This is a genomic window from Microbacter margulisiae (assembly GCF_014192515.1).
Taxonomy (GTDB): Bacteria; Bacteroidota; Bacteroidia; order Bacteroidales; family Paludibacteraceae; genus Microbacter; species Microbacter margulisiae.
Genome location: NZ_JACHYB010000002.1, coordinates 1,032,139 through 1,046,348 on the forward strand (window position 1 = coordinate 1,032,139; position 14,210 = coordinate 1,046,348).

At 42.4% G+C, this 14,210-nt stretch carries 9 protein-coding genes; 3 read left to right on the forward strand and 6 right to left on the reverse strand.

Going from position 1 to position 14,210, the window contains the following annotated elements; genetic code table 11:
- Positions 1 to 62 precede the first annotated feature (62 nt).
- Positions 63 to 4,514 (reverse strand): translocation/assembly module TamB domain-containing protein, encoded by a 4,452-nt coding sequence (locus tag FHX64_RS13250; protein ID WP_183414321.1) that lies wholly within the window; start codon positions 4,512 to 4,514, stop codon positions 63 to 65.
- 225 nt (positions 4,515 to 4,739) lie between these two features.
- Between FHX64_RS13250 and FHX64_RS13255 the strand changes: the two genes are divergently transcribed.
- Positions 4,740 to 5,483 carry a peptidylprolyl isomerase gene (locus FHX64_RS13255; RefSeq protein WP_183414322.1) on the forward strand — a complete coding sequence of 248 codons (744 nt, stop codon included), beginning with the start codon at positions 4,740 to 4,742 and terminating at the stop codon, positions 5,481 to 5,483.
- 72 nt (positions 5,484 to 5,555) lie between these two features.
- Positions 5,556 to 7,427, forward strand: a complete 1,872-nt coding sequence (locus tag FHX64_RS13260) for an ABC-F family ATP-binding cassette domain-containing protein (RefSeq protein ID WP_183414323.1) — start codon at positions 5,556 to 5,558, stop codon at positions 7,425 to 7,427.
- Positions 7,428 to 7,502: 75 nt separating this feature from the next.
- On the opposite strand, the gene FHX64_RS13265 is transcribed toward FHX64_RS13260, so the two are convergent.
- Positions 7,503 to 9,050: a glycine--tRNA ligase gene (locus tag FHX64_RS13265; RefSeq protein WP_183414324.1), complete on the reverse strand. Its 1,548-nt coding sequence runs from the start codon at positions 9,048 to 9,050 to the stop codon at positions 7,503 to 7,505.
- A gap of 220 nt (positions 9,051 to 9,270) precedes the next feature.
- Here FHX64_RS13265 and FHX64_RS13270 point away from each other — a divergent pair, with 220 nt between their 5' ends.
- The gene (locus tag FHX64_RS13270; RefSeq protein ID WP_183414325.1) at positions 9,271 to 9,810 is read left to right on the forward strand and encodes an N-acetylmuramoyl-L-alanine amidase; all 540 of its coding nucleotides are present in this window, start codon (positions 9,271 to 9,273) and stop codon (positions 9,808 to 9,810) included.
- Positions 9,811 to 9,833: 23 nt separating this feature from the next.
- Here the strand turns inward: FHX64_RS13270 and FHX64_RS13275 are convergent, their stop codons facing one another.
- From FHX64_RS13275 to hisA, 4 genes are all read right to left on the reverse strand, one after another.
- Positions 9,834 to 10,838 carry a BamA/TamA family outer membrane protein gene (locus FHX64_RS13275; RefSeq protein WP_183414326.1) on the reverse strand — a complete coding sequence of 335 codons (1,005 nt, stop codon included), beginning with the start codon at positions 10,836 to 10,838 and terminating at the stop codon, positions 9,834 to 9,836.
- Positions 10,839 to 10,977: 139 nt separating this feature from the next.
- Positions 10,978 to 12,282, reverse strand: coding sequence for a threonine synthase (thrC, locus tag FHX64_RS13280; RefSeq protein WP_183414327.1), 1,305 nt, complete (start codon positions 12,280 to 12,282; stop codon positions 10,978 to 10,980).
- Positions 12,283 to 12,300: 18 nt separating this feature from the next.
- The gene (hisIE, locus tag FHX64_RS13285) at positions 12,301 to 12,897 is read right to left on the reverse strand and encodes a bifunctional phosphoribosyl-AMP cyclohydrolase/phosphoribosyl-ATP diphosphatase HisIE (RefSeq protein WP_183414328.1); all 597 of its coding nucleotides are present in this window, start codon (positions 12,895 to 12,897) and stop codon (positions 12,301 to 12,303) included.
- 51 nt (positions 12,898 to 12,948) lie between these two features.
- Entirely contained in the window at positions 12,949 to 13,668 is a 720-nt protein-coding gene (hisA, locus tag FHX64_RS13290) for a 1-(5-phosphoribosyl)-5-[(5-phosphoribosylamino)methylideneamino]imidazole-4-carboxamide isomerase (protein WP_183414329.1), read from the reverse strand.
- Positions 13,669 to 14,210 lie beyond the last annotated feature (542 nt).

A 14,210-nucleotide genomic window follows, 5' to 3' on the forward strand; every position in this document is an offset into this window, starting at 1 on the left:
TGGAATTTACATATTCATATTTTATATTGCTGGATATAAATAATTTACATGCTTATTCCATCTCATTTTGAATTTATTTTTCTATCAAATAGCTTTTTAAATGTCTCCCAATAGTCGACAAACAATTCGTCAAATGAACTGAAATTTTCCGTGTATGTTAAGCCGATTCCTTGCGTGTATAGCGATGGATTCAGTTCCTTGTAATCGTTGGTATGATTGTATGCTCTAACACTCCATTTGCCGTTCTGGGAAAATAAATACTGAATATCCAGATCGCCAATAAATTTAGTTGCAGAAAAATTATCGTCCCTGTAGCCTAAATTACCATTGATAATCCAACGATTGTTTTGATACTGAATGGCAGCTTCGTAATCATTTCCCTGCAAGCTTCCAAGTCCTGACCGGTTCCAGTTCAGTCCAAGATTTAAGCCTTTAACTGCCTGTGAAAGCCAGTTGTTCAATTGGCTCGAAAGCGTTGAAGTGGCAACTGATAAAAGCTCATTTTGTCCCAGTGAATTGGTGGATGTCCGCATATAATCAGGCGTATAGAAACGCCCAAATGCCAATAAATATATAATTTGACGATTCATCATCTCATCCGTGTTGATAATGTTTTTGACTTCACGTTTCAGTTCATCACGGGCATTGGGAAGTTCAATATCAAACTTAATATCAGGATGCAGCAAATTTCCGGTAAGATTCAGTAAACAATTAACCAGAACACTGGTTCGATTGGTTGTTTTCAATAAATCTGCATCCATTAAATCGGCTAGCGATGCATTCACCTGATACGTCGCGTTAATATCAATGGTTGGATTCATCGCAGAGCCATCCCATCGGATTTTGCTCCCATTGTCGATTTTGAAATCTCTGAATAATGCATTCTGAAAAGTAAATAAATAATTTCCACTATTAACAGTATAATTTCCAAACATTTGAAGATCAGATGAAGTTGTATTATACCACACATTTATCAAGCCTGACCCTATTGCATTGATTCTGTCGCCCGCTCTTCGATCGATTAGCAACTCAACGTGCGCTTCAGGAGTTATATTAAATGTGGTATTTATAATTGTCTGTGTATCGGTTGGCTTTAACTGTTTTGGAGTCTCTTTCTTCTGTTCCTTTCCATGATAATCACTCTTGGTGACATAGGTAATAAAGGTATTCGAAATGGATGACTGGGAATTATCTACTGAAAAGACCATGTTAGTTCCGGATTGAGAAGTTGCATTAACATCAATATGCGTGGTATTTCCCTCATCATACACATGCACAGTTCCCGAAGCATAAGCTTTACCCCAGAAATATGAGTTGTTATTCTCCGTTGTGTTCAGTCCCAATAAATTATTTCCCTGCACTTTAACATCATAATGCCAATCTTTCAAATCTGTATTTCGCACAAGCAAAGCCAAATGTCCCTCATGCCCTTCCTGATCTTTAAATGCAAGATCGTGGGCGAAGATAGAACCTCTTCTCAAATGAATAGTATCATTGAATGTATATGTAGTATTCAGATAGCTTAAACCAGCCTGTCCTCCATTGACAAACTGATCGCCAACAATCCAGAAATGCCTGTCTTTCAAAAATAATGAAATAGGCCCGCTTGCAGTCCCTTTCGGAGAAGCAAGAAACGTACATAAATATGGGTTCAGGAAATCTATCGAGAGATGATTTGTTGTTCCGTTAAATGCTAATGAATCCAGTGAAGGATAGAAATTCCCGGACATAGTTACCAAGGTGGAATTTGTATTCTTATTATAAACCTTCACCGAAGCGTTCAGAATGTTGTTTACTCCATCCCAGTGGCTTGTAACATAGTTATCTCCCCAATCGGCATTATTCAATCCAAAGTGATGAATCACCAGATTTGCATTAGCCACCGGATGTTGCAGAGCACCAAACACAGTGACTTTTCCGTTTACCGATCCATTTAAACGGGGAGACTCCAGCTTAATCAGGTCCGAAACATCTTCCAGATGAATACCCAGCAAATCAACATTCAAACTATCACTAGGTTGAGATGAAACAGCGCCGGAAAGATAAAGATGCTGCAAATGGCGCTCTATCCCAAAATGATTAATCCAGAATGTATGAAAATCAGTTGTTATATCACAGGGCAACATATTCCACACAGAATCATTGACCATGATTTGTGTAGGCAAAATGGATATTTTTCCTGTCAACTGATTGTTATTGCGTAAAAAGTTCGTTTGTGTAACCAATTCTCCGGCAAAAGTCGGTTCTTTGTTGTTATCCCAAGACAAGCTGCTCCTTAAGGAATCATTTGCCGCCACAAAATTGGCATAGACATTCAGAATCGACGACCTTTGAAGCAACATCGCATTAAAATTAACTTCACCTTTCTTATTCTGATTGTCGCAAACAAAATGCATATTAGTCAAATGACTTTTCCCAATGGTGGCATCAGGTACATCCAGTGTAAATTTAAACTGATTCTCTTTGCTGTTTAACGATCCCTGGATGGTCCCTCCGCGATGAAGCTGTACGGGCAAGTTCAGAATCGTACCTATCCTGTCAGTTGCAACAGAATCAAGGGTAAAATTCCAGGTCAGATCATTATAATAGGTAAGTTTTTGTCCTTTAGAGAATAACGACGGTAAATACAACGATGTCAAATAGCTCAAATCATTCCCTATTTTGCTCAGGTTGTAATGCCCTTCTATTTTCCCGTTTATCAGATTTGAAGAAACCAACACTTCATTCGTTGTCCCGGATGCCGGATGTGCCTCAATTTTCAACAAAGGCAGCACAAAGCGATCTTGTCCGTTGTCAAGCGACAATTGATTGATAACAAGAGCCCCCTTGGCTTGCCCCAATAAATCGCCTTCAAGATTGGCCTGCAATTGCATGGAAACCGCCAGGTTTTTCCATTTTGGTGTTAAATGCAACGCATAAGGCTTGAAATTTTCAAAAGAAGCAGTAAACTGATACATCGGATTGCTTTTATTCCAGTCGATTAATCCAGCAACATTAAACGTCACATTCGGATCATGAATAGATGCGGTTCCATCAAACTTGCGATTTTTGACTGATGCATCGAATAATATATTCTTATACAAATAATTTCTGAACACAAACGACGAGACGGTTGCATTTGCCTTCAGAACCATCGGCTTATCAGCAGAACTACTTCCTTTTCCCGATGCACGCAACGTCACATTACCTATTTGCGGATTATTCAGGAAAGCTCCTAACTGGAAACCATTCATACTCAATGTTCCGGAATAACTAAAGTCACGCAGTTGATTCGTCGCGCTAAGTTTCAGATCAGTACGCAAATTACCCAACCTGGTGGAAACATTCCCGTAAGCCACCATTTCGCTTAAAAAACCCGTCAGCGATCCGCTGAAATAAATCGTTCCCAAACGCATGACAGGAACTGGCAACATAAATGGCTTATTCGTCAGGTCTGCAATAATATCCTGCAAATGTGCCATATTCAGGTGCATCTGCTTCACGTTGGCATATACAAAGGCATCATTTATATTGGGAAGGCCACTGATCTCAAAATTTCCGTCAAATTTGAAATTATTCTTATTCGTAATCTTCAAATCGTTGCACTTAATATCTGCAATCGTTCCTTCCAATCTGGTTGATAATTTGTATTCATCATCATACCCCTTGAATGCCGGGACAAAACCACTCAAATCGGAGAGAATCACATTTGACGGCAACAATCGGCATTTCAACCTGACTTTGTTCACAAAGTCTGACAAATTGGATAGTTTTCCATACCTGAACGACACGCTATCCAACCGTAATGCACTCTTAGGCATTTCCAGAAGAAAACGAGGGAAAAAGACACGATGCGAATTTCCGACAACAACAGTTTGAAGGTTATTAATCTGAAATCCGGACCGCTCTTTCAATCCCAACGAATGGATCGTTGCGACAAGAGTATCGGATGAAAATTCTTTAAGTGACATGTCAAGGTGAAGATTATCCACATCCATATTTGCCAGGCTAAAATGATTACCTGTCTGGTGTTTGCGTGCATCTGTTAACCGAAATCTACTATGATCCAGCTTGAAACGGCTCACATGAAACGAAATTTTCATCGGGCCATGGATCGTATCTTTAGATGCAAACGCCTTCAACACAAAAGCCAGATTCGATTGTCCTGTCGAATCAATTCGTAAATGACAATCAAATTGATTCATATCTGCTTCGGTAATCGAAACTTTTCGTGCAAACAACTTCCAAAAATCAATCCTCACATTCACCTGATGCACATAGAGCAAAGTGTCCCGTTGTTGATCCTCAAGATAGAGTCCTTTCAAAATGAAATGCGAGAATGGCCGGAAAGAGAGTTGAGCGATATCAACGCGGGTATGCAAAGTTTCAGAAAGCTCGGATACAATTTGTTTTCGGACTACATTTTGCACATAAGTCATATTCAACAATATATATCCAAAAATAAACAAATAGACGATGATAGCAATAACGACCAAAGCCAGATTTGGAATTTTTTGTTTACTTTTGAGCATCATATTATGAACTATTCAAACGCTGCTGATCGAAGACAATTTTCAAGCTGTAGTTACAAATTCGTACTTATGGCCTTTATCGATCATGTCCAAGGTTGATTTGCCGGGCCCCGAAACAGTTAGCAACGGCAAATTTACTTGAAAATAAGAACAGAACAAATAGCTATTCATCAATTAATTGCTTTTTATCCATTCTTTTCATTTTAGAGACAAACTAATCAACATCTTATGACAGTTACTATTGAAACTTCGCTGGGATCAATGCTCGTCAGGCTGTATGACGAGACTCCGCTACACCGTGATAACTTTATCAAACTGGCACAATCCGGATTTTATAACGATCTGTTGTTCCATCGTGTAATCAAAAATTTCATGATTCAAACCGGCGATCCTGAATCGAAGAATGCCGACCGCCATAAACATCTTGGAGCAGGTGGTCCTGGCTATACACTGCCTGCCGAAATCATATTCCCGCAACTTTTCCACAAACGTGGCGCTTTGGCAGCTGCCCGTCAGGGTGATGAAGTAAACCCTAACCGTGCTTCTTCCGGATCGCAGTTCTATATTGTCCAGGGACAAACAATGACCGACGATGAACTGGATCAGTTTGAACAATCTGCCCGTTATGCAAAGGAAAAAGAAGTTTTTCAACAAATCGCCTCAACCATGCGCGACAAGATTGTTGCTTTGCAAAGAAACAACGACACAGAGGGTCTCAATACATTACGGGATGAAATTTACGCAGATACACAAAAAAAGGTTGATGCAATGGACCCGTTCCGTTTCACTCCAGAACAACGTGAAGCATACAAATCAGTCGGTGGAACTTCATTTTTAGATGGAAACTACACTGTTTTCGGTGAAGTGCTGGAAGGTTTTGATGTCATTGATACCATTGCGGATGTAAAGACTGACTCTCACGATCGTCCGCACGACGATGTCCGCATCATAAACATCACGGTTAACGAGTAGCAAATCTCATTCTGATTACCTACAAGCCAGAGATTCTACTCATTTTCTCTGGCTTCTTTTTGATTCATTTTTATGGCTGCTTTTCTTCAGGTTGATCAACTTACAAAACGATTCGGGGATCTTTGGTTATTTGATGCGATTTCATTTTCAATTGCAGAAGGCGAAAAAGTCGGATTAATTGCGCCAAACGGATCGGGCAAATCGACATTACTTTCTATTGTGGACGGCGATGAAGATTACGAAAGCGGATCTGTTATATTCCAATCAGGTCTGCGTGTCGGATATTTAAGCCAGGCCCCCTATTATGCTCCCGATCTCACTATTTTACAGGCCTGTTTCAATTCCAATAACGAAACCGTTCAACTTATCGCCTCTTATGAAGAAGCTGTCGCTGCAGAAAACCATACTGAAATGGAGCGGTTGTTGCCTATGATGGATCATTTACAGGCGTGGGATTACGAACAACGCATCAAACAAATTTTATCTGAACTCAAAATCACCAACTTTCACCAAAAAATTGGCGAACTTTCGGGAGGACAGTTGAAACGTGTCGCGCTTGCCAATGTGCTAATATCCGAACCTGAACTGCTTATCCTGGATGAACCCACCAACCATCTGGACACTGAAATGACCGAATGGCTGGAGGATTATCTAAACCGATCGCGGTTAAGCCTGTTTATGGTAACTCACGACCGTTATTTTCTTGATCGCGTTTGCAATCGCATCCTTGAAATTGACAAACGTCAAATCTACAGCTATAAAGGTAATTTCAGTTATTACCTTGAGAAACGTGAAGAACGTATTTCTGCACAATCTGCCGAAATAGACAGGGCTAATAACCTGTTACGAAAAGAACTTGAGTGGATGCGTCGGCAGCCACAGGCTCGTGCTACAAAAGCTAAATATCGTATTGATGCTTTTTACCAGCTTCAGGAAAAAACAAAACAGCAACGCGATGATAAGGAAGTACGGCTGGAAAACAAGGCATCTTATATCGGCAATAAAATTTTTGAAGCACAACATATCACAAAACGTTACGATCAACTCCTGCTGATCAATGATTTCAGCTACACCTTCACCCGCTATGAAAAAATGGGGATTGTCGGCAACAACGGTACAGGTAAAAGCACATTCCTTAAAATGTTACTCGGCCAGATTATTCCCGACTGTGGCTTGTTCGATGTCGGAGAAACGGTTAAGTTTGGTTATTACAGTCAGGAGGGAATGCAGTTTGACGAGCAGATGAAAGTAATTGATGTCGTCAGGGATATCGCCGAAGTGATTGATCTCGGAAAAGCCGGACGCCTCACTGCCTCCCAGTTTCTGCAGCATTTCCTTTTCGAACCTGAAACGCAATATAATTACGTTTATAAACTCAGCGGAGGAGAGAAACGCAGGCTTTATCTCTGTACCGTCCTGATGCAGAATCCAAATTTCCTGGTGTTTGACGAACCTACGAATGATTTGGATATTGTCACATTAAATGTCCTCGAATCGTATCTGCGCGACTACAAAGGCTGCCTGATTATTGTTTCGCACGACCGTTTCTTTATGGATAAAGTCGTCGATCATCTCCTTATCTTCGAAGGCAATGGTGTGATCCGGAATTTTCCCGGCAATTATACGGACTATCGGGAATGGAAATCCCTGCAACTCCAGGTTGACAAGAAAACTGAAAGTAAAGATTCTAAACCCGTTAAACAAGCAAGGACAGAAACAAAACGTAAGATGAGCTTCAAAGAGCGACGTGAATTCGAACTCCTCGAAACCGAGATAGAAACATTGGAAGCAGAAAAAACCACGCTCGAAAATGTTATCAACAGCGGCATCGCTGACTCTGCTACCCTCATTTCCCATTCACAACGTATTGCCGAAATCATCAGCCTGATTGATGAGAAAAGCACCCGCTGGTTGGAACTTAGCGAAATTGAAAGCGGGAACTGAATAAAAAAGCAGGAAAGATTTCAATCTCTTCCCTGCTTTATATTATGTTGATAGGCGTTCTTATCTCTATGTGGCTTATTGTATCTTCTTAAACAATTCTTTCATTGAAACCTTATTGCTTACAATCTCCGGTAGCTTGTCAATCGGAATGCGTTCCTGCAACATCGTATCGCGGTCGCGCAACGTAACAGCATTATCGGTCAGTGTTTCATGATCGATGGTAACACAGTAAGGCGTTCCGATAGCATCCTGTCGGCGGTAGCGCTTCCCGATGGAATCTTTTTCGTCATACTGGCACTTGAATTCGAACTTGAGATTATTCATGATTTCACGCGCTTTCTCCGGTAGCCCATCTTTCTTCACCAAAGGAAGTACGGCCAGCTTCACAGGAGCCAAAGCAGACGGCAATTTCAACACAACACGTGTTTCGCCACCTTCGAGTACTTCTTCCGTGTAAGCCGCTGCCATAATGGAAAGGAACATCCGGTCGACACCGATAGATGTCTCTATTACAAACGGAGTGTATGACTCATTTAATTCCGGATCGAAATATTTGATGCTCTTGCCCGAATATTTCTCGTGGCTGCTCAGGTCAAAATCTGTACGGGAATGGATTCCTTCCACTTCCTTAAACCCAAATGGCATTTCAAATTCAATATCGGTGGCTGCATTGGCATAATGTGCCAGTTTATCATGATCATGGAAACGATATTTATGATCTCCCAAACCTAAAGCTTTGTGCCATTTCAGGCGGGTTTCCTTCCATTGCTTAAACCATTGGAGTTCACTGCCGGGACGAACGAAGAACTGCATCTCCATCTGTTCAAATTCACGCATACGGAAAATAAATTGCCGTGCCACAATTTCGTTACGGAATGCCTTCCCGATTTGTGCTATTCCAAAAGGAATTTTCATCCGGCCTGTCTTTTGCACATTCAGGTAATTCACAAAAATACCCTGAGCGGTCTCGGGACGAAGGTAAATCTTCATTGCTCCATCTGCCGTCGACCCCATCTCAGTGGAAAACATCAGGTTAAACTGACGTACATCTGTCCAGTTTTTGGTGCCGCTGATGGGGCATACAATCTCGTAATCGAGAATAATTTGTTTCAACTCTGCCAAATCATTTTCATTTAATGCCTTGACAAAGCGGGTATGAATTTCATCGCGTTTAGACTGATGTTCCAGCACACGCGGATTGGTCTGGCGGAATAACCCGGCATCAAAAGACGCGCCAAAGCGTTTCGCCGCCTTTTCCACCTCTTTTTCAATCTTATCGTCATATTTAGCCAGCAACTCTTCGATGAGCACATCTGCACGGTAACGTTTTTTAGAATCTTTATTGTCGATAAGCGGATCGTTGAAAGCATCCACGTGTCCCGAAGCCTTCCATGTGGTTGGATGCATAAAAATAGCCGCATCGATGCCTACCACATTTTCGTTTAGCAGCACCATGCTGTCCCACCAGTAACGTTTGATGTTGTTTTTGAGTTCCACTCCATTTTGCCCATAATCGTAAACCGCGCCTAAGCCATCATAAATTTCACTTGAAGGAAAAACAAACCCATATTCTTTGCAATGTGCAATCAGTTTCTTAAAAACTTCTTCTTGTTGTTGTGCCATGATGAGTGATAATAAAATAAAAAGAGAATGCGTGAGAACCTCTGCATTGCGATTCATCAACGCTCACAAAGTTACGATATTTTTCGTACGTGGTAAAAAGCGGTTATCTTTGCTCGACATTCCGTTGGACTAAGGTAAATCCGGTTCAACATGACCGGACTCAAGCCAATGATTTTATATTAGTTTCACTAACCCTTACTGTGGAATAACATATCACCGCATGAAATATCTTTCCGTTCTTTTCCTGTTTTTCTATTCTACTTTTTCTTTCGCGCAATCGCCTAAGATCATTGATTATACTGCAAGAGTTAATTTTGGATTCCGTCACATGTCAAACCGAAAAATTGACGTTGTGGTAATTCATTCCACCTATTATGTGGGAAAGGATACCTTCAGTGTAGCCGGCGTACTCTCACAATTCCGCCGTTACAATGTCGCATCGCATTACCTGATCGACCGTAAAGGCAATATTTACCGTCTTGTCCCTGAAGCCGACGAAGCCTATCATGCCGGAAAAAGTATTCTTCCTGCCAACAGACGCGTCAATCTGAACGCAACTTCTATCGGAATCGAATTGATTAACACGCCCTCAACTCCTCCCGACAACCGACAATACAAGGCGTTGGTAACATTGATCAAAAATATCAAACAACGCTACCCCATCCACTACATTGTGGGACACAGCGATATCGCCCCAAAACGCAAAACCGATCCCTGGAATTTCAATTGGAAAAAGTTCCGGCAAATGATGGAGGAATAAAATAGCGATGGCTTGCCGAAAAATCAGAAGGCATCAATGGTAGTGAGGTAATACTGTACCCCCTTGTAATAGTTGTTGTGGGTTACATCAAAACGGAAGTTTACATTGGCTTTCGTGACCCGGAAGCGGATCCCGGCTCCATAGGAAATTTTCAATCGGTAAATTGAGAAAGTCTTGCTGTTAAACACGTCACCCGTTGCACCAAACAGCGCTCCCCTAAAGTTTTTGTAAACAGGGAAGCGGTATTCCGCCTGTGTAGCAGCCATGACATTATCTCTGAAAACACCCGGTGTGAATCCTCTCAGCATATTTTCTCCCCCAATAGTAGTCAGAAACTGAAATGGGATAGCATCCCCCAGCCTTGAATCGGTCAGGAACTGCCAGGCTAACACATTTTCTTTGTAAAGAGAGATATATTGCCGGAAATCATATCCCAGTTGCACAATATGATGCGAACTTCCCCACAAGGGATCGCAATAGAGGAAAGAAACTTTTGAATAAATCCCGCTGAGAGGATAATAACGGCTACTGCGCGAATCATAGGTTAACTCTCCTCCGATACCGATCATGGAATAAGGACTCCATCCGGTCGATTGTACACTGTAAGCCCTTCCTTTCAGACTATCTGCCAACAAAGCACGTTCCCGCTGGAATGAGAACTGAAGCCCGAACAACAACCTCCGCGTTAAATAGCGCTGCGGCTGAATGTTGAGACTAAAACTCCGCGACGTATAGGGAATCGGATGATGCAAAAAGAGTTTGTTCGGATTATTCCCGATGCCTACAAAATAATTTGGGTATGACTTAATATTAAAGCTGGAAGAGAGAAACCATGATCCCCTTTTCCCCCAATAAAGATGGGGATTGAGCGTTATATTAAACTGTCCCCGCTGTGTGAACACCGCACTGAACTCAAGACTGCTGATACGAACCGGATCAATGAAATGGAAATAGTAACCTCCACTAAATCCTGCAGCATAACGCGTGTCAGGCTGATATGACAGAGAAGGCAAAGCATAGAATTTCATATTGGATATCATTTGAAGCAAAGAATCCAACCTAATGCTCGCCGGAACAGTATTGGCAAACAACAAAAGAAAACATATCAAAACAGTTTGTTTCCACATCGTTTTGCCTGTTTAAGGGGAATCTCCCTATTAGGAAAGGCTACGAACGCTTCTCCAGATAATTCTTCAGATCATCATATTGATTTGAAAGCGTTACGCTTTGTTTTTCTTTTTGCATAAACTGCTGTAATCGTGCTGGAACTGCAATCTGCTGATGAAGAATCGATTCTATTGTATCTTTAAATTTTGCCGGATGTGCTGTTTCCAGAAATAATCCCGTTTCAGCAGGTTGCAGGCTCTCTTCTAACGCAAGATATCCGCAAGCTCCGTGGGGATCGAGCAGGTAATGCGTTGTTTCGTAGCATCGCTTCACGCCTTCAGCTATTGACTCGTCCGTGTAGCGGAATCCGGATATCTCTTTGCAAATCGCTTCATGTGACCCTTTGTACAGATCAAGGATACGGGCAAAGTTACTCGGATCGCCCACGTCCATCGCATTGGCAATAGTAGCGACAGAAGCACGCGGCTCATATCTTCCTGTATTCAGATAGTTCAAGAAAATATCATTGCGGTTATTAGCAGCTATAAACCGTTTCACAGGAAGCCCCATCTGTTTTGCAAACAATCCTGCCGTGATATTTCCGAAATTACCGCTTGGAACACTCACTACCACATTGTCGCTTTTCCCAACTTTTTTAAGCTGCGCATAGGCATTGAAATAGTAAAAAGCCTGTGGCAGGAAACGGGCTACATTGATTGAATTGGCTGAAGTCAGATTGAGTCTTCGGTTCAGTTCTTCATCCATAAAGGCTGTTTTTACCAACCGTTGGCAATCATCAAACGTTCCTTCAATCTCCAATGCCGTGATGTTATGCTCCAGCGTAGTGAACTGTTTTTCCTGTATTTCGCTGACCAGCCCTTTAGGATACAACACATCGACATGAATGCCTTTCACACCGAGAAATCCATTGGCAACAGCGCTTCCGGTATCTCCTGAAGTTGCTACCAATACATTCACGTCGGTCTGTCCCTGTTTCTTGATAAAATAACCCAGCAAACGCGCCATAAAACGCGCCCCGACATCCTTAAAGGCCATCGTCGGGCCGTGAAACAGCTCCAGGGTATAAATATCCGGTGCAACTCCCACCACCGGCGTTTCAAAACTCAACGTGTCATAGACAAGATCTTTCAGGGTATCGGCTTCCATATCGTCGCCAAAGAAAGCATCAGCAACACGGTAAGCTATTTCCTGAAACGAAAGCCGCTCTATGGTTTGAAAAAAAGATTCGGGCAACCGGCGGATCTGCTGTGGCATGTAAAGGCCCCTATCGGGGGCAAGCCCTTTCACAACAGCTTCCTGCAATGTCGCCTCCGGCGATTTATGATTAGTGCTGTAATACAACATGAAAATGAATAGATTGGATTATTCTTTGTGGCGTTTTTTCAGCTCGCGTGCCAGATCTTCAATGCGGTGTCCCTTAGCTGTCAGCAGGACTATGAGATGATAAATCATATCCGAAGCTTCATAGATCAGACCTTCGTCCGTTCCGTTGGTTGCTTCGATCACCGTTTCCACAGCCTCTTCGCCCACTTTTTGTGCCATACGGTTAATTCCCTTTTTGAACAACGAAGTGGTGTATGAACCTTCGGGCATCTCTTCTTTCCGTTTCTCAATGAAATCCTGCAGGTAACGCAGGAAGAGGATATCTTCGCTATTGGTCTCCGCCCAGCAGGTATCTGTGCCCAGATGGCAAACCGGTCCGGCCGGATGTACCTTCACCAGCAATGTATCGTTGTCACAATCGGAAGCAATCGACACAAGATGCAAATAATTGCCGCTTTCTTCCCCTTTTGTCCAAAGTTTCTGGCGGCTGCGGCTGTAAAACGTCACCAACTTCGTTTCCAACGTCTTCCGGTAAGCCTCTTCATTCATATATCCCATCATCAGGACTGCATGGGTAACAGCGTCCTGGATAATGGCGGGAACCAATCCGCCACCTTTGTTGAAATCTATTTCCATTCTGTAAGAAGTTATTCCGGAGGTCAGATTAAAATCCTTCCACCGGGAACATTATAAATATTTTCGTAAGTCTTTCAGTTGAATCCGTCCTTCATAAATCGCTTTCCCGAAAACCACGGCAGGTACTCCCGCTTCGGACAATGCATCGATATCTTCCATACCGCTTACGCCTCCGCTGGCAATAAGATGCAATGCCGGGAAATGTGCCAATATCTTTTGGTAAAGAGCTATTGAAGGGCCCTCCAGCATTCCGTCCCTGGCAATATCGGTACAGAGCACATGATGGATTCCTTTGTTTACATATTGCTCTATGAAAGGAATTAAGTCGAGGTTGGTCTTTTCCATCCAGCCGCTAATGGCAATCTGTTCATGTTGCACATCAGCTCCCAGGATGATCTTCTCAGCCCCGTAACGTTCCATCCATGCAGTAAAAAGACCGGGCTTCTTCACAGCAACACTGCCTCCTGTCACCATCGCGGCACCGCTTTCGAAAGCGATACGCACATCATCGTCGCTCTTCAGTCCGCCTCCAAAATCAATTACCAGATGGGTATGAGACGCAATCCGCTCCAGAACAGCATGATTGACGATATGTTGCGCTTTAGCGCCATCCAGATCGACCAGATGCAACCGCCGGATACCTTCTGCTTCAAATTGCAGGGCTATTTCCAAAGGGTTTTCGTTATAGACTTTCTTCTGTGCATAATCGCCCTGGGAAAGGCGTACACACTTACCATCAATCACATCTATCGCCGGAATTATTTCAATCATGAAGCAAACAGGATCAAAAAACTAAATCATGTTACAAAGATAGTGGTTTTTCCATAAAGAGACCATATGGCTCTTCCGCTCCTCCTGAAATACACTTTCAAACACCATCCTGATTGATTCCAGACAAGCATTGCTGGTGCAGTACACCCATACCGGTGAGTCTTTCTAATCATTAACGGAATAAACGATTCAATTGACAATGAGGAGCTGAATTATTCCCCTCTGTTCTTTTCAATTTCCTGCCATTTATTACCCTGTCATTCTATCTATTGTTGAAAAGCCCGACTGTTATTCCTCTCTTTTTCAGGGAATGTCAGTGCTTCCTCTGCTCTTTTTCCGCTATTATAGTTTCCATATCCGATTTTTCAGCACTCAACTACCTTTTGACAAGACCTACAACCTTTTCGCTCTTGCATATATTGGTTTTGTTTGCATTTGCAGATATCTCTCTGCTGTTTTTTGTGCTTCCGCTTGCGTTCGCCGGTCTATTGTCAATGTTCAACATTCAACTGACGGACTCAGCAAAGCATAAACACCATTTA

Excerpts from the sequence above, each read along its gene's own strand:
- FHX64_RS13255 (WP_183414322.1), top strand. The coding sequence starts at position 4,740 with ATGACAGTTACTATTGAAACTTCGCTGGGATCAATGCTCGTCAGGCTG.
- hisA (WP_183414329.1), bottom strand. The coding sequence starts at position 13,668 with ATGATTGAAATAATTCCGGCGATAGATGTGATTGATGGTAAGTGTGTA.
- FHX64_RS13250 (WP_183414321.1), bottom strand. The coding sequence starts at position 4,514 with ATGATGCTCAAAAGTAAACAAAAAATTCCAAATCTGGCTTTGGTCGTT.
- thrC (WP_183414327.1), bottom strand. The coding sequence starts at position 12,282 with ATGTTGTATTACAGCACTAATCATAAATCGCCGGAGGCGACATTGCAG.
- hisIE (WP_183414328.1), bottom strand. The coding sequence starts at position 12,897 with ATGGAAATAGATTTCAACAAAGGTGGCGGATTGGTTCCCGCCATTATC.
- FHX64_RS13265 (WP_183414324.1), bottom strand. The coding sequence starts at position 9,050 with ATGGCACAACAACAAGAAGAAGTTTTTAAGAAACTGATTGCACATTGC.
- FHX64_RS13270 (WP_183414325.1), top strand. The coding sequence starts at position 9,271 with ATGAAATATCTTTCCGTTCTTTTCCTGTTTTTCTATTCTACTTTTTCT.
- FHX64_RS13275 (WP_183414326.1), bottom strand. The coding sequence starts at position 10,838 with ATGAAATTCTATGCTTTGCCTTCTCTGTCATATCAGCCTGACACGCGT.
- FHX64_RS13260 (WP_183414323.1), top strand. The coding sequence starts at position 5,556 with ATGGCTGCTTTTCTTCAGGTTGATCAACTTACAAAACGATTCGGGGAT.